The organism is Dermabacter sp. HMSC08H10 (assembly GCF_001807585.1).
Classification (GTDB): domain Bacteria; phylum Actinomycetota; class Actinomycetes; order Actinomycetales; family Dermabacteraceae; genus Dermabacter; species Dermabacter hominis.
The window spans coordinates 82,365-100,664 of the sequence record NZ_KV789415.1; the positions used below are offsets into that span (position 1 = coordinate 82,365).

15 protein-coding genes are annotated in these 18,300 nt (G+C 61.9%); 9 read left to right on the forward strand and 6 right to left on the reverse strand.

Translation table 11 applies throughout. The features are described from left to right. Nucleotide 1: 1 nt before the first annotated feature. From HMPREF3176_RS00840 to HMPREF3176_RS00855, 4 genes are all read right to left on the reverse strand, one after another. Nucleotides 2-253: a hypothetical protein gene (locus HMPREF3176_RS00840; protein WP_055090240.1), complete on the reverse strand. Its 252-nt coding sequence runs from the start codon at nucleotides 251-253 to the stop codon at nucleotides 2-4. After that, nucleotides 250-1,569 (reverse strand): uracil-xanthine permease family protein, encoded by a 1,320-nt coding sequence (locus HMPREF3176_RS00845; RefSeq protein ID WP_070457445.1) that lies wholly within the window; start codon nucleotides 1,567-1,569, stop codon nucleotides 250-252. The genes HMPREF3176_RS00840 and HMPREF3176_RS00845 overlap by 4 nt, the downstream gene beginning before the upstream one ends. A 33-nt stretch (nucleotides 1,570-1,602) precedes the next feature. Beyond that, the gene (locus HMPREF3176_RS00850; protein ID WP_070457447.1) at nucleotides 1,603-3,348 is read right to left on the reverse strand and encodes a DUF7937 domain-containing protein; all 1,746 of its coding nucleotides are present in this window, start codon (nucleotides 3,346-3,348) and stop codon (nucleotides 1,603-1,605) included. 154 nt (nucleotides 3,349-3,502) lie between these two features. Then, a complete protein-coding gene (locus tag HMPREF3176_RS00855; protein ID WP_070457449.1) occupies nucleotides 3,503-3,991 on the reverse strand; it encodes a flavin reductase family protein in 489 nt (162 codons plus the stop codon). A gap of 173 nt (nucleotides 3,992-4,164) precedes the next feature. Between HMPREF3176_RS00855 and HMPREF3176_RS00860 the strand changes: the two genes are divergently transcribed. After that, a complete protein-coding gene (locus tag HMPREF3176_RS00860; RefSeq protein ID WP_070457451.1) occupies nucleotides 4,165-5,811 on the forward strand; it encodes an ABC transporter substrate-binding protein in 1,647 nt (548 codons plus the stop codon). Here the strand turns inward: HMPREF3176_RS00860 and HMPREF3176_RS00865 are convergent. After that, on the reverse strand, nucleotides 5,808-6,551 hold the full coding sequence (locus tag HMPREF3176_RS00865; protein ID WP_070457453.1) for a FadR/GntR family transcriptional regulator: 744 nt from the start codon (nucleotides 6,549-6,551) through the stop codon (nucleotides 5,808-5,810). The genes HMPREF3176_RS00860 and HMPREF3176_RS00865 overlap by 4 nt on opposite strands. Nucleotides 6,552-6,704: 153 nt before the next feature. Here HMPREF3176_RS00865 and HMPREF3176_RS00870 point away from each other — a divergent pair, with 153 nt between their 5' ends. The 4 genes from HMPREF3176_RS00870 to HMPREF3176_RS00885 all read left to right on the forward strand — a co-directional run bounded on the left by HMPREF3176_RS00870 (nucleotide 6,705) and on the right by HMPREF3176_RS00885 (nucleotide 12,273). Continuing rightward, nucleotides 6,705-8,324: an ABC transporter substrate-binding protein gene (locus HMPREF3176_RS00870; RefSeq protein WP_070457455.1), complete on the forward strand. Its 1,620-nt coding sequence runs from the start codon at nucleotides 6,705-6,707 to the stop codon at nucleotides 8,322-8,324. A 99-nt stretch (nucleotides 8,325-8,423) separates the two neighbouring features. Continuing rightward, nucleotides 8,424-9,389 (forward strand): ABC transporter permease, encoded by a 966-nt coding sequence (locus HMPREF3176_RS00875; RefSeq protein WP_016663383.1) that lies wholly within the window; start codon nucleotides 8,424-8,426, stop codon nucleotides 9,387-9,389. Next, entirely contained in the window at nucleotides 9,389-11,437 is a 2,049-nt protein-coding gene (locus HMPREF3176_RS00880; protein WP_070457457.1) for a dipeptide/oligopeptide/nickel ABC transporter permease/ATP-binding protein, read from the forward strand. Before HMPREF3176_RS00875 ends, HMPREF3176_RS00880 begins: the two co-directional genes overlap by 1 nt. Next, on the forward strand, nucleotides 11,434-12,273 hold the full coding sequence (locus tag HMPREF3176_RS00885; RefSeq protein ID WP_034371056.1) for an ABC transporter ATP-binding protein: 840 nt from the start codon (nucleotides 11,434-11,436) through the stop codon (nucleotides 12,271-12,273). The genes HMPREF3176_RS00880 and HMPREF3176_RS00885 overlap by 4 nt, the downstream gene beginning before the upstream one ends. Nucleotides 12,274-12,327: 54 nt before the next feature. Here HMPREF3176_RS00885 and HMPREF3176_RS00890 read toward each other — a convergent pair whose 3' ends face one another. Continuing rightward, nucleotides 12,328-14,565 (reverse strand): sialidase family protein, encoded by a 2,238-nt coding sequence (locus HMPREF3176_RS00890; protein WP_070457459.1) that lies wholly within the window; start codon nucleotides 14,563-14,565, stop codon nucleotides 12,328-12,330. A 209-nt stretch (nucleotides 14,566-14,774) separates the two neighbouring features. Here HMPREF3176_RS00890 and HMPREF3176_RS00895 point away from each other — a divergent pair, with 209 nt between their 5' ends. Genes HMPREF3176_RS00895 through HMPREF3176_RS00910 form a run of 4 tightly spaced genes read left to right on the forward strand, consistent with a single transcriptional unit; the run spans nucleotide 14,775 to nucleotide 18,298 of the window. After that, on the forward strand, nucleotides 14,775-15,701 hold the full coding sequence (locus HMPREF3176_RS00895) for a dihydrodipicolinate synthase family protein (RefSeq protein WP_070457461.1): 927 nt from the start codon (nucleotides 14,775-14,777) through the stop codon (nucleotides 15,699-15,701). A gap of 6 nt (nucleotides 15,702-15,707) precedes the next feature. Beyond that, nucleotides 15,708-16,688 (forward strand): ROK family protein, encoded by a 981-nt coding sequence (locus HMPREF3176_RS00900; RefSeq protein WP_070457463.1) that lies wholly within the window; start codon nucleotides 15,708-15,710, stop codon nucleotides 16,686-16,688. 3 nt (nucleotides 16,689-16,691) lie between these two features. Further along, nucleotides 16,692-17,387 (forward strand): N-acetylmannosamine-6-phosphate 2-epimerase, encoded by a 696-nt coding sequence (locus HMPREF3176_RS00905; protein WP_016663389.1) that lies wholly within the window; start codon nucleotides 16,692-16,694, stop codon nucleotides 17,385-17,387. Next, entirely contained in the window at nucleotides 17,384-18,298 is a 915-nt protein-coding gene (locus HMPREF3176_RS00910; RefSeq protein WP_016663390.1) for a DUF4862 family protein, read from the forward strand. Before HMPREF3176_RS00905 ends, HMPREF3176_RS00910 begins: the two co-directional genes overlap by 4 nt. Nucleotides 18,299-18,300: the final 2 nt, after the last annotated feature.

Consider the following 18,300-nt stretch of genomic DNA (forward strand, 5'->3'; position numbering starts at 1 on the left):
TCTAGCGAGGCGGAGGGGGAACCTCCCGAACGGCGACGATCAACACGCGAGGGATCCGTGCGTACCCACGTTTCGTGTGGATAGTGACCGTCTCTTCGTCAGTTTCGACGACGTACCCGAGCGCATCCGCGACCTTTTCACGCCCCTCGTGCGTGCGCGGGTCGAGCGCGTAGCGGGCGGTCACGCGAGTCCCCGGGGTGAGGATCGGCGCCCAGCCCGTACGCGGCCGTTCCGACGGTTGCTCGGCGCTCATCGTTCGGGATGTGGTTCCGTTGCGGCCGGGCGAGCGTCGGACCCCTCCGGCACCTCTGTGCCCGTGACCTTCCCGATCACCGTCATGAGGTGGTAGATCACGAGCGCCGCGAGCGTGCCGAGAGCGATGCCGTTGAACGTGATGCCCGCGTCCGCCGGGCCGAGGGTCCAGGTGACGTTCGCGATGCCCACGACGAGGGCAACGCCCGCGGTCATCTGGTTGCGAGGCCGCGAGAAATCGACCTTCGAATCGACCCACATGCGAACGCCCACGATGCCGATGAGCCCGTAGAGCACGAACGTCACGCCGCCGAGAACGCCCGGTGGGATCGAGAAGATCAGCTTGCCGATCTTGGGCGACATCGAAAGGGCGATCGCGGCGATGCCCGCAACCCAATACGCGGCGGTCGAGTACACGCGAGTCGCGCTCATGACGCCGATGTTTTCGCCGTACGTGGTCGTGGGCGAGCCACCGAAAGTTGCCGAAAGCGCGGTCGCGATGCCGTCGGAAAAGAGGGTGCGACCCACCATGTGTTCGAGGTTCTTCCCCGTCATCGCGCTGAGCGAGGTCACGTGCCCCACGTTTTCGGCGATGAGTACGAGGATCACGGGGAGGAACATCGGCAGAACCGAGAGGTCGAAGTGGGGGTGGTGGAATTCGGGAAGGCCGATCCACGGGGCCTCGTGGAATGGCGTGAGGTCAACTTCGCCTCGTGCAAGGGCGAAGAAGTAGCCCACGAGCACGCCGAGGAGAACCGAGATTCGCCCGAGGATGCCCTTGAAGAGCGCCGTGCTGAGGACGACCGCAAAGAGCGTCACGGTTGCGGTGAGCGCCGACTGCTGGAATTTTTCGTAGGCCGTGGGGGCGAGGTTGAAGCCGATGAGTGCCACGATCGAGCCCATGACAACGGGCGGCATGAGCGCGGAGATCCATCGCGTCCCCACGAACTGCACGATGACGCCCACGAGGGCGAGGGCGAGGCCCGTGAGGAGAACAGCGCCGAGCGCAGTGCCCATGTCGTGAGCCTTCGTAGCCGCGACAATCGGGGCGATGAAGGCGAACGAACTGCCCAGATAGCTCGGGACCTTATTGCCAGTGATGACAAGGAAGAGGAGTGTGCCGAGGCCTGAGAAAAGAAGCGTTGTGGATGGCGGAAAGTCCGTGAGGAGCGGGACGAGGAAGGTCGCACCGAACATCGCGATGACATGCTGCGCGCCAATCCCGATCGTGACCGGCCATGCGAGCCGCTCGGAAGGAAGAACGACTTTACCTGGCTCGACAGTGAGCCCATTTCCATGAATTTTCCACAGTGGCATGGCGGCCTTTCGTAAGGAGAGGGGTGGGTGGGGTTACGACTCCTCGAAGGGGTCGAGATCAGGGCCCGCGGGTGCGTTTTCCTCGAGTGCGAGGCTCGCGGGGAAGGCATGTGTCCGACGTCGGGCTTCGGACACATCGGGGAGGAAGGCTGTCGCGCCAGCTGCGCCGTTGATGCGCGCACGGAACTCGGCGAACGTGCGTTCGAGATCCGGAACGCCATGTTCGTCACGCACGGGCGCGGGGACGGTGATCATCAAGGCAGCGGTGATGCCCGCGACGAGGCCGAGTCCGCCGTTCGTAAGGCCGGCAGCGGCGCCTGTGACGACCGAGAACACGATGACACCGAGGAAGCCGAGGAGCGTGAGAGCCGCGCCGATCGATACGGCGTGACCGCGCGCCTTGACCGCGTCCTTTCGCACGAGGGCCTTGCGGCCGAAGTGAGACAGGAGCGCGAGAAGAGCAACGAGGAGAAGTTGGAGGATCACGAGGCCCGAACCACCTCGCGCGTCGTAGCCCACGAGAATCGCCGCGAAGTAGACGAGCACTGCCGCGAAAGCCACACCGTGCATGGTGCGCGAAAACTCGAAAGTGCGCGCCGCGTACATGAGCCAATCGACGCGTTTGAAGTTGTGCGTGCTCGAGCGCACGTAGGAGCGCGAGAGAAGCAGGCCGAATGCCGCGAACGCGAACGGAAGCCACACGTACGAGGTCGAGAAGCTTCCCGGTGCGGCATACTCGAGCCGCAGCGAGTTGTCGGCCGCTGCGCCGACGACCATGGCCGCAGTAGCCCCCACGAGGAACACGTACCACGAGGGCTGCTCGTTGAGCTTCGGATTAGCGATGAAAAGCCCAAGCGCGAGCGAGCCGAGGGAGTTCGAAAGAGTCACGAGTGCGAACGCCGGATCACCGTTGACGGCTTTACCGACAACCATGACGAGAGACAGAGCAAAGCTCACGAGCAGAAGCACGCGAAGCACGAGTATCCATCGACCTGCGCGCGCTTTCGCTGCCGCGCCGGGAACATACCCCTCGAAGCCGCGCCGCTCGGAGCCCATCACTGCTCCAAAGAGAAGCAGCGCAACGGAGACGCCGACGCCCACGCGCGGCCCTTCGGGAAGCGGTGTAAGGAGGTCGGGGATGGACGCGACAAGGTCGTAGCCGAGCACCCCAATCGACGCCGCGAACGCGGGAAGCATGCCGACCTTCCGCACGACGCCGAGGTAGGAAAAGTGCTCCGGCCCCCGGGGCTTCGGATCCTTCATGAAAGCGGGCACCCACCGCAAGAGATACACCGCGAGGATTACCGCAATACCAATGCCCCCGGCGAGGGCAGGGATCCACCCGGGCAGCGCATCGGGGGCGTGCGTATACGTCGTCGTGAAGCTCGAGCCGAATGCGAGAACTGCGATGATGTCGCGCAGTGCATCCCAACCGCTCAAGTCGCTGAATTGCGGCGGAAGCTGCATGGAGCGGGGTTTCGGCGCGGCCGAGGGGGTTGCGCCCGAGCGCGCGTACGCGTGAGGGGCCGGCGCGGGTGGAGTCGCGATCTCCGCGGTCTCGGTCGCGGGCTCGTGCGGCGCGAGGCCTGGCGCGAAATAGTGCTCGGCCTCCCCCTCGAGGTTCGCGCGCTGCATCCTGAAGCGCTCGAAATCCTCGCTATCGGGGAGCTTTTCGGTGGGGAGCGTGCCCGGTTCGGGAACAAAAATCCAGCCCTCAGCGGGGTCGGTTCCCGCCTGGACTCGATCGTCGCTGTTTTCCGGCACCTGATCCTTCGCCATGGGCTCCCTCATTAGTGTCGCGCGGCACGCCGGTGCAGGGAAGCGCCGAGAAGGCGGCACGGCACAAACGCGCGCGTATCGCGAACATTGTAGAGGTGAAGGGGTGGATCTGCGCGCCGCCTACGCCGAGCGTGTCGCGAATCTCTTTGACGCCCTACAGACTCGCATATCGCTTCGAAAATCTCACAAGCGGCGAACGCGCAGGCCCCTGGTGCACCTCACGCACGCGGCACACAAAGAGCGTGTGGGTCGCAGCTTCGTGCGACGACTCGACCTCGAGACTAAAGGTCGCGAGCGATCCCTCGATGAGGGCGTCGCCCACCCCGTCACGCGTGTGCGCAACCGACTCGAGCATCCCCTGCAGCGGAAGGCCGGGCTCGCTAAACCGCTCGGCGAGACCCTGCTGTTGATCGCCAAGGACGCTCAGCGCACACGTACCCGTCTGTTCAAGAGCCTCCGCCGCCCGCGAGAGGGAATAGAGACTCACCACCATCGTGGGAGGGTCATACGACACATCAAGGAACGAGTCGATCGGGGTGACGAGATCCCAGCGCCCCACGCGCGCGCTCAGGAGCGCGATCGCCGATGCAATATCCTCGCTCAGTCGCCGATAGCTCTCGACATCCACTTCGCCTGCGCTCATGGCCGCCTCCTCAGATCCCTCGGTCGCGATGGTGTGCGGGCAAGCGTCGGACCCCGCATCTACGTGCGAGCGTATCGCCCGCGCTCCCCAAACACCCGTGACTCCCCTCGCCACGTCACACACCACACCCGCACCTCCACAACCGACTCTGCGCACCTATTACTCTGGAGACCATGACCGGACCCGCACGCACCACCAGCCGGCGCGCCTTTCTTACGGCAGGCGCCTCTCTCAGCGCTCTCGCCCTCGCAACTACCGCCGCGGGCTGCCAAAGCTCACCGGACGCGGACCACCTCTCGGTCGCGGAGCAGTTCAACCTCCCCGTCCCCACAGGGCACCTCGACGTTATTCTCAGCGCGCCGCTCGAAAGTGACGGCCTCAGCCCGTTCACGACGCGCTCCCTTCAGAACACCGCTGCGCTGTGGCACGTGTACGAGGGCTTGTCCATCATGGATCCGACGACCGGCACAACGCAGCCGGGCCTCTCGCAAAAGCTCTTCAATCCCGCCGACGTCGTCATCGATGTGTTCCTTCGCGACGGCGCGATCTTTCACGACGGCATGCCCGTAACCCCCGCCGACGTCATCTACTCTTTCGAGGCCGCACTCGACGAAAAAAACAAATTCCCCAACCGCGAGCTTCTCGACTTCTTCGACCGCGCCGTCCAGGTGGCCGACAATATCGTCCAGCTCCGCCTCAAGTACTCCACTCCCGAGATCAACGAGCGCCTCTCCCTCGTCAAAATTATCCCCGAGGGCACCGACCCCGCCTCGCTCCTCGACCATCCCAATGGCACCGGGCCATGGCGCATCAAGGAGCGCGACGCCGCGAGCCAAACACTAGCTTTTGAAGCATTCGACCAGTACTCGGGAGTGTTCCCGGCGCTCTACGAAACCATGACCTGGCACGTCGAGCACAGCGAATCCGCGATCGTTGACGCGGTCATGGACGGCAGCATGCAGGTGGCACTTCCCGTGCCCCCAGCGAAATACCGCGAACTAGCGAAAAGCTCCCGGGCCAAGAACAGCACGCTCCACCTCGGCTCCCAGAAGAGCAAAGCCGCGGTGTACGCGATGTTCAACCATGATGAGGGCCGGGCGTTTTCCACACTCGAAGCTCGACGCGGCTTCATGAAGGCCTTCGACTATCAAGGATGCGCGAAGCAGGTCTTCGCCACATACGTCGATCCGGTCAAGAGCCCCATGTACCCCGGAACCCCCGGCTTCAACGCTTCCAGGAGCGTCTACACCTATGCCCCGGAGGAAGCGCGCGACCTCTTTGCGCGCGCGGAGATCAGCACGATTCGCTTGCTCGCGAGCAACGAGCCCTGGACCCGCGCCGTCGCCGAGTTCCTCAAGGGCAATCTCAAGGAGGTCGGGCTCGAGGCCGAGCTCGAGATACTTCCCTGGTGGGATGCCGTGAAGCGCATGGAGGAAGATTCCGACGGCTGGGACGCCGCCCTCGTGTGCCTGGATCCAGCATTCACGGGCTTTCATCCCGACACGCTTCTTCGCTCCCTCTACGCTTCACCTTTCTGGGCTGATTCTCGATTGCACCTCGGCGAGAGCGAACTTCTCGCCGAGATCCGCGACGTGCTCGACCGCAGCGCGCGGCTCGACTTGATGGGTGAGGACCTCCAGCGTGCATGGCAAAAATTGATGGATCGAATTGCCACAGAACTTCCCCTGTATCCGCTCGTGTGGCTGCGCGCGCTGAGCGCAATCGACACCTCCAAGGTTGCCGACCTTCCCGACACAAACGCCCTGGGCTTCATCGCTTCGACGGCGACGCCGCCCTCGCAAATGGAGAAGAAGCGCTAGTCGGCGGCGACTTCGAGGAGACGCCTAAGCGGGCGATAGTGTTCGACGACAGCCTCGCGATAAGCCGCGGGATCACCCGCGACAAGCGCGTCAATGATGGCGTCGTGGGCATTCACGGTGTCGCTAATGTCTCGCGCTTGCGGGAGGCCCGCCGCGGGGACGGCGGCGGTGTGGATCCGCCAAAATGCCATACCGAGCTGTTGCATCATGTGGTTGCTTGTCACCGCAAGCAGGTCGGAGTGGAACGCTTCGTCGCATGGGGCGAAGCCCTCCCCCGCCGCGACGCATTCACGCATGTTCTCGACGTGTTGACGGAGCTTCGGCTGCGAAGAACCGCGGTAGGCCGAGATCAGCTCATCTGTGAGTGAGAGGTCGAGTGCCATGCGCACCTCGACCACTTCACGCAGCGTGCTCAGATCATCTTTGGCATTGAGACGCGCGCGAAAAAGCACAGCCTCGATCATGGGGGAGAAAGACAGACCTCCCACGCTCATGCCGCGTCCGTGCTGAATCGAGACGATATCGAGAGATTGGAGAGTGCGGAGAGCCTCGCGCACGCTCGAACGGGAGACGCCAAGAATCTCTTGTAGCGCTGCCTCCGTGGGGAGCGGATCTCCCGGATGCAGGCGGTGTTCAAGAATGTAATCCTTGATCGCATCCACCGTTGCATTACCTGCGGTGCGGCGCTTGCTTGGCTGTGCGCCACCATCGAGTTCGCGTGCCTTGGGTACTTCGACCACGATCTACCTTTCTCGCGCTCCGAGCCTCCAGTATCGCTATCTCAGCGACGTTGACAAAGTCTCGGGACTCCCCATATGCTAACAGCAGTCATCAGACGTCTGATGTCTCCGTACGGGGAAGTATCCCCTCACCCCCTTTGCAAAGGAGCAAAAGTGAGCAACTCACGCACTGTCTCTCGCCGCTCAGTTCTTAAGACCGGCGCCCTCACGGCAAGCGCCGCGGGTCTGGTCGCCGCCATCTCTGCGTGCGCCCCCTCGGACAAAAAGTCCGGCGGCTCCGGAGGGTCAGGCGCCAGTGCCGGCAAGGCTAACGAGGACGGCACGATCAAGGCCTCGATCTCCTACGAGCTCGGAACCAACGGCTATGACCCCATGACCACGACCTCAGCACTCACAATCGCGGTCAATTGGCACACCCTCGAAGGCCTCACGGAACTCGACCCGGCAACAGGCGAGGTTTATCCAGCACTCGCATCTGAGCTCCCGAAGGGCGACAATACGACCGTTGATATTGAGCTCCGCAAGGACGCCAAGTTCCACGACGGCTCCCCCGTAACCCCCGCGGACGTCGTATTCTCCTTCGAACGCGTCCTCGACCCCGCCAACAATTCGCTCTACTCGCAGTTCATTTCCTTCATTGACTCGGTCAAGGAGAATGGCGACAGCGGGGTAAGCATCGCACTCAAGCATCCCGTTGGCCCACTTGCCGAGCGCCTCGCTGTCGTCAAGATCGTCCCGAAGGCCGCCGTTGAAAAGGACGCCGCTGCATTTGATGCAAACCCCATTGGCACGGGCGCGTGGAAGATGACCGATAACGGTGCTGCTTCAAAGATCGTGAAGTTCGAGCGCAACGATGACTACACCGGACAGAAGCCGGCGCGTGCCAAGATGATGGAATGGCAGGTCATCCCCGACGCCGCGACTCGCACTAACTCGCTCCAGTCAGGTGATGTCCAGGCGATCGACTCGGTTCCCTACCTCTCTATCGATGCCCTCAAATCTGTCGCAACCGTCGACTCCGTCCAGGGGTTCGGCCTCCTTTTCGCGATGTTCAACAACGCCGAAGGCAACCCCTTCGCCAATGTCAAGAACCGCCAGGCGTTCCTCTACGCGATCGACATGGACAAGGTCATCGAGACGGCCCTCGCTGGGCAGGCAACCGCTGCCACGTGCTTCGTGGACAAGGAGAACCCGGCCTACAAGGAGGCCGCGACCGTCTACGCGCACGATGCCGACATGGCAAAGAAGCTCTTTGGGGAAACCGGTCTCACAGAGTTCCGCATGCTGTGCACCGACCACGACTGGGTCCAGCAGGTGACACCCATCATCCAGGAATCTCTCAAGGGAGCCGGCGTCACCGTGCACTTCGAGCAAAAGCAGTCGGCCGAGGTATACACGACGATCGACGGCAAACCCGAAGCCTACGACGTTGTGATCGCCCCCGGCGACCCGTCAGTTTTCGGCTCGGATGCTGACTTGCTTATGCGCTGGTGGTACGCGGGCGACACGTGGACGGATTCTCGCATGCACTGGAAGGGCAGCGAGGCCTACAACCAACTCCAGGAGCTGCTCGATAAAGGCATCCAGGCAACTGAAGAGACTGCTCAGCTCGAAGCGTGGCACGCCGCTTTCGATCTCATCTCGAACGAGGTTCCGCTCTACCCACTGTTCCACCGCAAGACCCCGACCGCGTACAACGCTGAGACCCTCATCGACTTCAAGCCGATTTCACTTACGGGCCTGAGCTTCGTCAACGTCGGCACGACTCTCTGACCGAGGTCCCAACTCTCGCCGGGAGGCGAGGTGAACCACTCCGTCTCGTCTCCCGGCCCATGCGCCAGCAATGGCGCTCATTTCTAAGGACAAAGTCGCATGGCTCAATTCGCAAGACTCATTGGCCGGAGGCTCATCTCCCTGCCCTTCATGGTCGTTGGAGTCGCTCTGCTCGTTTTCATCGTGATGAGCTTTTCCAACGTAGACCCGGCACGACTCGCACTCGGCGAAGCGGCCTCTGCCGAAGCCCTCAATAACTACCGCGAGCTACACGGCCTCAACGACCCGCTTCTCGTGCGGTTCTTCTCATTCCTCGGCGGGCTTTTCACCGGAGATCTCGGGACCTCTTCGGGCGGTGTTCCCGTAACCGAAATGGTTGCGCAGGCCTTCCCACGAACCCTAGAACTGACCTTCCTCAGCCTCATCATCGCGGTGATTCTTTCGTTCACGCTGGGCGTCCTCGCTGCGCTCTATCGCGACACCTTCGTTGACCAGATCATCCGTGTGCTTTCGATTGCCTCGCTTGCTACCCCGAGTTTCTGGCTCGCGATTCTCCTTATTCAATGGCTCGGCGACATTCCTGGCGGCTGGGGCTTCTTCCCTGCGCTTGTCTCGGGCTGGACATCCTTCGCTGACGACCCACAGCAATATCTCCTGAATATGACGCTCCCCGCGATCGCGGGGGCTATTCCCGTTGCGGGATCGCTCACTCGTGTCGTGCGTACCTCGATGGTGGAAGAACTCGACCGCGACTACGTGCGTACTGCGATCGGTGCTGGTATCCCCTACCCGATCGTGATCTCTCGAAACGTGCTTCGCAACGCGCTCATCACACCCGTGACAGTGCTCGGACTTCGCGTCGGCTACCTCATGGGTGGTGCGGTCATCATCGAGATCATCTTCAACATTCAGGCAATGGGCAAACTCATTCTCGACGGTATCCAGCGCAACGACGTGTATCTCGTACAGGGAGTCACGCTCACCGTGGCCATTGCATTCATCGTCATCAATTTGCTCGTCGACATCCTGTACGTGCTCATCAACCCGCGGATTAGGAGCATCTAATGCGACCAAATCTTGACGCAAAACTCCAGCGCTCCTCGGGCGGCACTCTCAAAGCGCTCAGGGGACTCAACCCCATGAACGTCATCGCGGCGGTCTTTCTCGCGATCCTGATCCTCGCGGCGATCCTCGCCCCGGTGATCACGACGCACGACCCGCTCGCCACTGGCATGCCCGTCCAGCCGCCAAGCGGCGAGCACTTCTTCGGAACCGACCAGATCGGGCGAGATGTGTTCGCGAGGGTCGTGTATGGCGCTCGTTCCTCCCTTATTATCGGTTTGAGCGCGACAGCGCTCGCCCTCCTCATCGCGGCTGTGCTCGGATCATTTGCGGCAACAGCCCACAAATGGGCCTCCGAAATCCTCATGCGCTGCCTCGACGTAGTCATGTCTATTCCGGGTATCGCGCTTGCCGCAGTTTTCGTTGCCGCGTTTGGCAACTCCTTGCCAGTGCTCATCATGGCGATTGGCTTCCTCTACGTCCCGCAGCTCTCGCGAGTCGTGCGCGCCAACGTACTTTCGCAGTTTGGCGAGGACTACGTGAACGCTTCGAAGGTTATGGGTGCCGGAATCCCTTGGATTCTTGTCAAGCACGTGGCCCGCAATTGCCTTGCCCCGATCCTCGTTTTCGCGACAGTTCTGGTGGCCGACGCGATTGTGCTTGAGGCCTCGCTGAGCTTCATCAATGCGGGCGTGCAACCACCGAACCCGTCGTGGGGCAATATCCTCGCGCAAGGAAAGCAGCTCCTGTTGTCGGGGTACTGGTGGCCCACCTTCTTCCCAGGCCTCATGATTCTTATTACGGTCCTGAGCCTCAACATTCTTTCGGAAGGGATGACCGACGCATTCGCCTCACCGCGCGTAAAGACGGGCGTCGACGTCGATGCTGACGAGAAGAAGGCACAGGCAGCACCCGAGGCAGGCCTCAACACGCTCGGCCTCATCGATCCTGCGAAAGCGCGCACGAGACTGCTGGAGTCGCTTAACAAGCTCCATATCAAAGAGAGCGCGCGCAATGATCGTCTCGTTTACGAAGGCGACCCAGAAGCGGCACCACTCCTCGAAGTCCAGGATCTTCGAGTCTCATTCCCGAACGCTCACGGCGACGTTGACATCGTTGACGGAGTGAATTTCACAATCCGTCCCGGTGAAACCATGGGGCTCGTTGGCGAATCGGGCTCTGGCAAGTCCGTCACCTCGATGGCGATCATGGGTCTTCTGCCCAAGACTGCCAACGTGCGAGGCACAGCAACGCTCGAGGGGAAGAACCTACTCGAAATGAACACGCGCCAGCTCAACGAGATGCGTGGACGTGAGATGGCGATGATCTATCAAGACGCGCTCAGCTCACTCAATCCGCCTATGCTCATCAAGAGTCAGATGGCGCAGCTCACGAAGCGTGGAGGTACGCGCAGTGCGGAGGAGCTCCTTGAGCTCGTCGGGCTGGACCCAAAGCGCATGCTCAAGAGCTACCCACACGAGCTTTCGGGTGGCCAACGCCAGCGCGTGCTCATCGCGATGGCCCTTACGCGCGACCCCAAACTCGTGATCGCAGATGAACCTACGACGGCACTCGATGTGACCGTCCAAAAGCAGGTCGTTGAGCTCCTCAACCATCTGCGCGAGGAGCTCGGTTTCGCCATGCTATTCGTGAGCCACGATCTCGCGCTCGTCGCCCAGCTCGCGCACAAGATCACGGTGATGTATGCAGGCCAGGTTGTCGAGCAAGGCACCACGACCGAGGTGCTGACGGATCCTCGGCACGAGTACACGCAGGGCCTCCTCGGTTCAGTACTCTCGATCGAGGCTGGCGCCGAACGACTCCACCAGGTCCAGGGCACTGTTCCCTCCCCGCGCGAGTTCGTCGCGGGTGACCGTTTCGCACCGCGGTCCTCGACCCCGGAAATCGGTCTCGCCGAGAAACCACGACTGTGGGACATTCCCGGTACCACACATCGCGTCGCTTCCACCGTGGGGCTTCCCGAATCTATCGTCGCCGCCCGCCCTGAGCGGGATGCGGCAACGAGCGCACACAGGGGTGATCAGGAATGAGTCACAGCATCACATCACACTCGGGTCGCGATAGTTTCGTACACGACCCAAACGACCCGCCCGTCCTCGACCTCCAGGACATCCACGTCGTGCACACGCTGCGCACGGGATCAATCCTTAAACCCGACACGATCCGCGCGGTCGACGGAATCAGCGTCCAGGTGCGGCGCGGCGAAGTCATCGGCATTGTCGGCGAATCCGGCTCTGGCAAATCGACTCTTGCGAACGTCATGTTGGGGCTCCAACAGCCTACGAGTGGAAAGGTGTTGTTCAAGGGGAACGATCTGCGGCGCAGTCGCTCGGCGCGGCGTGAGCGTGGTCGAGCGATCTCGGTCGTCTTCCAGGATCCGTCTACAGCGCTCAACCCACGCATGATCGTTCAGGACACCCTGATGGATCCACTTCGCGTGCATGGTATCGGCACGGATCGGCAGCGCCTGGCGATGGTCAAGGAACTCATGCGGCTCGTGGGCCTTCCGCAATCTGCACTGTCGGTTTTGCCGCGGCAAATCTCGGGTGGTCAGCGACAGCGCGTTGCTATCGCGCGCGCTCTCGCGCTCGAGCCGGATATCGTAATCGCGGATGAGCCGACTTCGGCCCTCGACGTGTCGGTGCGCGCGCAGGTGCTCAACCTCCTAACCGACCTTAAGAAAGAACTCGGGCTTGGACTCGTGTTCATTTCCCACGACATCAATACGGTGCGGTTCGTTTCCGACACGCTCATCGTGATGAATCGCGGCAAGATCGTTGAGTCGGGTCCGAGCGAAGAAGTGTTCCGCAATGCCACGGATCCATACACTCAGACTCTTCTCGCAGCGGCGCCCGCACTCCTATAGCGCTCGGCACCCCACGTGTGGGTGGGAGACCCCCCTCCCGCCCACACGTATGCCCTACGCCTCTACGCGGGTGCTTCGTGAGCCAGTAAGCCACACCAGCGGAATCTCCGTGAAGAAAAGACCGTGCCACTCGCGCTCCCACAGCAGCCCAATATTGCCGTTCGGCAGCTGGGCCATCGATTGATAGACATAGTGGCGGGGATTAAAGACACGATTGTGGGGCCATGTGTGCGCGCCGTCCATGCTGAGCCTGAGAGTGCCGCAGCCGCGGAAGGGCAAAAGAGCACTGGCATTGGCGAACACCACTGCCTCTCGACCGTTCATGTCTATTCGCACAGCGTTCGGTTGGCTAAAGATCTCCGTAAGCTGCGGATCATACGAGACACTCGACCAGGTCTCGCCACCGTCAGTGCTACGTGACACCGCAACGTTCCCGGAGGGGTGTTGATTGCGTGCAAACACGACAAGCTCGCCTCCTTCCACTTCCACGATGCTCGATTCATAGAGCGATGCCTCATCACACCCACGCCACTCGCGAGTGTCATTCGGAGAGCCACCGAGGCGCCAGGTATGGCCCGCATCATCACTCAGAAGGGCCGCACACGCAAAGGAGGACCCGGATGTATCGCTGTAGTACACGGGCATCACGAGCCGCCCGGAATAAGGTCCGTTTTCCACGCATACACCCGTCCCGGGTGAAGCCCCAAGGAACGGCATCCACGGCTCCTTGACCTGAGGATTCAGATCGATGGGTTCACTCCATGTCTCTCCGTCGTCGTCGCTTACCACCATCCACAGGTAACTCGTGGGCATGACCGTGAGGGGCGGAGCGGTGAGTTCATCTCGAGCGGTTTCGACATGCCCGAGCTGGGCCGCGCCATCACGCAGGCAACCATCGGAATCGAGCATGAAATCCGTGGGAGATCCCGAAGCCGAACGAACCGCGCCATCGCTGCCAGCGACGTACTGCTCCCCCTCAGAGTCGAGCAAAATTCGCTTTCCCTCGGGGGTGTAGCCGGTACCAGCAATCGCATTCAGCTGACCAATCGCCCCCGGGAAATGATCAAAGAGCGCGATGATGCGCCCACTCTCGCGGTGTTGGACGAGGACGGGGTCGGTTGTAGAGGCTCCCTTTAGACCCGCTCCAATGGAGCGCACGATCGTGCGCAGCGGTCCCCAGGTGCGGCCACCATCAGTGCTGCGCCGAATGACGAAGTTTATGTGATTCGGGCTGTCGTTCGGGATGCTCGTGCGCTGGTCAGCTCCCGCGATAAGGGTTCCTCGATGCGTAGTGAGCAGGGCGGGGATTCGGTAACTTTGAGCATCCTCATATCCGAGATCGAAAAGCGCTTTCGTGTGCAGTGGCTCAATACCGCAAAGATGCTTGATGTGATTATCGGAAAGTATGCGTGCGTAGATCATCGCGGTTTGCGCCTCACCGAAGAGCCGCGCACCGTCGAGGTCCTGTCCCACGGAGATGCGATCGACTCCATCAACGTCACTGAAGAAGCACACGCCCGCGATTCGCGCGACCTCGTAGCCATCGACGTAGAGGGTGCTTGCACCGTAGCCGGTTGTGACGACGAGTTCGTGCCAGTTGCCATCGTCCCATTGACCGTACGCCTCGAGTTCGCACAGAGTCTCTTCCGCCTCGATCACGCGGTACACAATGTTTCCGCGTTCGATCGAAAGGGCGACTTTTCCATTACTTCCTCTGGCTTCGAGAATTGTGCCAGCTTGATGCCTACCACGAACACGAAATCGTACGCGAATTGAGCCTTTAGAAAGTTTTCCTACCCGTTTAGCATCCCGGTTAGAAAGGCGAGAGGCAGCGAACTCCACGAATGGTTGAACAGCTATCGCTTTCGCGAGAATTTCGCGGGCTTCAAGTTCTCGAGGGAGATCGAGCAGACCTTCTATACGCGGATCACCGAGCTGATTGATCAGAGTTTCGCCCTCGCTAGCCTCGGGCCACGCAAGCGTCGAGGTGGAGCAAAAGACTTGGTATCCGTCGAGGTAGAGATTCGTTCCATTCGCGCTTCGAGTGAGCGACAAGGTATGCATCTCGCCGTCGTCAACGTGGTCGGCGTCCTCGGCATCGAGGGTTCGTCTTGCACCGTCGCGGGAAATGTCTACCACGAGGCGAGAGTTGCGGATTGATATTTCCAGTCGAGAATTTTTCGATTCGCGCACTAGAAGCGTTCCACTCCCTTGTGAAACAAATGCGAAGTGGAGGCTTGATGCATCCTGGAGCATTACCTCTTTCACGTGCGAACGAGGCACCGTTTCCATGTCTTTTCTCCATTTTTCACTAGTCGCCCGCTAATCATCACGAAACTCATCGGAGTGACGTCGCGCACAGCTCCCGAACACTGAACGCCTTGACGTAACTCCCCACTCACTCTAGTCTGTTGTCAGACATCAGACATCTGACGTCTGGTTACATGAGCTGGACCGTCGGCAACGAAGCGGCGGAACCTCGAACAGAAGGATTTTTTGCTATGGCCCCCCAGGGACGCCTCGCGGGCGTTATCCCGCCCCTCGTCATTCCACTCACAAACTCCCGCGAACTCGATGTCGAATCTCTCGAGCGCCTCGTCAACCACCTGATCGAGGGCGGCGTCGACGGGATTTTCGCTCTCGGATCTTCGAGTGAAGTCGTGTTCCACACCGATCGCATGCGCGAGCAGATCCTCGAAACTGTCACGGGTCTCGTCGCCGGCCGCGTCCCCGTTCTCGCGGGTGTAATCGATACCGAAACGAACCGCGTTCTCGAGCACATTAGGGTCGCCCAGAAGCACGGCGTCGCAGGTGTCGTGGCAACGGCGCCTTTCTACGCGATCACGGGTCCAGCCGAAATCGAACGCCACTTTCGCGTGCTCGGCGAGCATTCTGAAGTGCCCGTGTGGGCGTATGACCTCCCGGTGTGCGTACACGTCAAGCTGAATCCCCATATGCTCGTGACCCTCGGGACCGAAGGGCTCCTCGCGGGAGTCAAGGACTCCTCGGGTGATGATGTGTCATTCCGACGCTTGACTGCCATGAATCGCGCCGCTGGCAATCCGTTGAGCGTCCTCACGGGGCACGAGGTTGTTGTCGACGGCGCCTATCTTTCGGGAGCCGACGGCTCCGTTCCAGGTCTCGGAAACGTCGACCCGGCCGGCTACGCGCGCATGCACAAGGCATTCCTCGCGGGCGACTGGGAAAAGGTCCGCGCAGAGCAAGACCGCCTCGCCGCACTCTTCGAGATCGTGTTCCAGCCTGTCGGCAAGACAGGCCCCGCGGCCGGCGTGGGCGCGTTCAAGACTGCGCTTCGCGAACTCGGCGTGTTCTCGACGAATGTCATGAGTGAACCGATGACGTCAATTGAAGGCGACTCGGTCGAGAAGATTCGCGGGATCCTCGCCTCAACCGGCCTTCTCAAGTAGGACACCATGCCCGCCGAGCTCACGCGCGTTCTCACCGTCGATCTCGGCGGGACGAAGATCAACGCTGCCGTCATCACCTTTGAGGAAGGCGCAAGCGCACCTCACCTCGGGCCCGTCGCCACGGCGCCAACTCCGGCCCGAGAGGGAGCCAAGGCAGTAGTAGCCGCAGCCGTCACTGTCGCCCGCGAGGCCCTCAGCTCCACAATCGACAAAGGGCAGCACCCGCTCGCAGCGGTCGGTATCGCCTCTGCAGGCGTAATCGACAGCGCCCGAGGCGTCGTGACCGCCGCGACCGACGCGCTCCCGGGGTGGCCGGGAACGAACCTCGCCAGCGCATTCCAAGCCGAATTTGGCGTTCAGGCCAGCGTCCTCAACGACGTTCACGCGCACGGCCTCGGAGAAGCCATGTTCGGCGCAGGCAAGGACCGCGATTCGCTACTTCTCGTGGCCGTTGGCACGGGCATCGGTGGCGCCTTCGTCACCCACGGGGAAGTCCTTACGGGTGCGCGTGGCGCCGCTGGCCACATCGGGCACGTGCGTACCGCGGGGATTCCCGGTGTCGAAAAACTCGTGTGCACATGTGGGAGGCGCGGACACCTCGAAGGGTTTGCGTCTGGTCCCGGCATCGCGGCCGAGCTCACGAGGCGCGGAATCCCCGCAGCTTCCACACGCGAAGTCGCGGATCTCGCGAACGACGGTTCGACAATCGCTCTCGAAACACTCATCGACGCGGGCCGTCTCACCGGCCGCGCAATAGGCGACCAACTCAATGTCGTCGACCCCCACGTCGTCGCAATCACGGGAGGCGTCGCTTCCGCGAGCGGCGCCGCCGGTGACGGGTGGTGGGCTGCGCTTCGCAAAGGTGTGCGCGAGAGTGCCATGGATGCCGTCGGAAATACTCCCATCGTGCCCGCAAGCGCGGGCAACCACGCGGCGCTCCTTGGTGCCGCACATTTCGCACTGACTGAAACCGCCACGGAAGGCTGAACCATGCACCCCATCGTCAAAGCCCTCGAGGGCTCCCTTATCGTCTCGTGTCAGGCCTACCCGGGCGAGCCCATGCGCGATCCGCGCACGATGGCGCAGATTGCCGCGGCCGTTGAACAGGGCGGAGCAAGCGCCGTTCGTGCGCAGGGTCTCGACGATATTCGGCAGGTGAAGGCTGCCGTGAACAACGTTCCCGTGATCGGCATTTGGAAGGACGGAAACGAGGGCGTGTTTATCACGCCAACACTCAAGCATTGCGAGGCAGTTCTCGATGCGGGTGCGGACATTCTCGCGCTCGATGGGACGCTTCGTGAGCGTCCCGATGGGCTCACTTTTGCCGAAACTGTCGCGCGGATTCGTGAACGAAGCAAGGCACCGATCATGGCTGATTGCGATAGCGAGGAGTCCGCTCTTGCAGCAGCCGAGGCGGGCGTCGACATCATCGGCACGACCCTCGCGGGATATACGGGAGCGCGCGAGAAGACCGACGGTCCCGATCTCGAGTTGCTCGCGAGCCTCGTGGAGAAGTTGCCCGGGCGCGCCGTCGTTGCCGAAGGGCGCGTACACAGTCAAGCCCATGCGGCGGCATGTCGCGAGGCGGGAGCATTCGCAGTCGTGGTGGGGACCGCAATTACGCACCCGACGTCGATCACGACGTGGTTCGATGCCGCCGTGCGCGGAGCCGGTGAGCGAGCATGAATGCCGCGCCGGTGTGGATCGCGGGGGCTTACGCCGCGCTTGAGCCTGCACTCACGGGTGAGCGAGCCGAACAGGATACGCGTGAGCTTTACTCGGCGCTCGCACAGCCCAAGGGATTTGATGGTCTCGAGCTCCCCTACCGCTCTTCGCTGCCCAATCTCGCGCTCGTCAAGGGTGCACCGTTCACGCAGCACGTCATCACGGCAATTCCTGGGACGATGCAGCGCCTCGCGAAAGCCCCTTCCTTCGGCCTCGCCTCTCGAGATACCGACGGTCGGGAGGCGGCGCTCGACTTTGTAAGGGAGATTGTGCGGGCCTCACGCGAACTCGAGGTCGCTGTCATGGCGATCGAGATTCACTCCGCTCCCACTGATCACGCAGATTCGAGCGCCTTTGCTCACTCACTTGAGACGCTCATGAGAGAGCGGATCGAGGGCGACCCCGAGTTCGTGATCGAGCACTGCGATGCCGCTGGCTCGCCGTTCCCGGGCGAAAAGCGCTTCCTTCCTCTCGAGGAGGAAGTGCGCGTCGCGAAGGAGACTGGGGTGGGCATCGCGCTCAACTGGGGTCGTTCGGCGCTCGAAACCCGCGATCCTCAAACACCACTCGAACACGTGCGCTATGCCTCGCGAGCGGGGGTTTTGCGGGCGTTCATGGCCTCGGGCGCGGGCGCCGGCACCCCGATGTACGGCGCTCAGTGGGCCGACACTCACCTGCCCCACGTCGACCATGAGCCTTCGTCACTGTTGACGGACGACGCACTCACCTCGTGCATGTCCGCTGCCGTAGGCAACCTGCTTTATGCAGGCGTCAAGATCCAGACCCCTCGAGGGCTCACGGCTCACGAGAGGTCTCGCGTGCTTGCACGCGTCGCGGAGCCGATGCGTTCCGCCTTCAGCCGCGCGGGATAGCC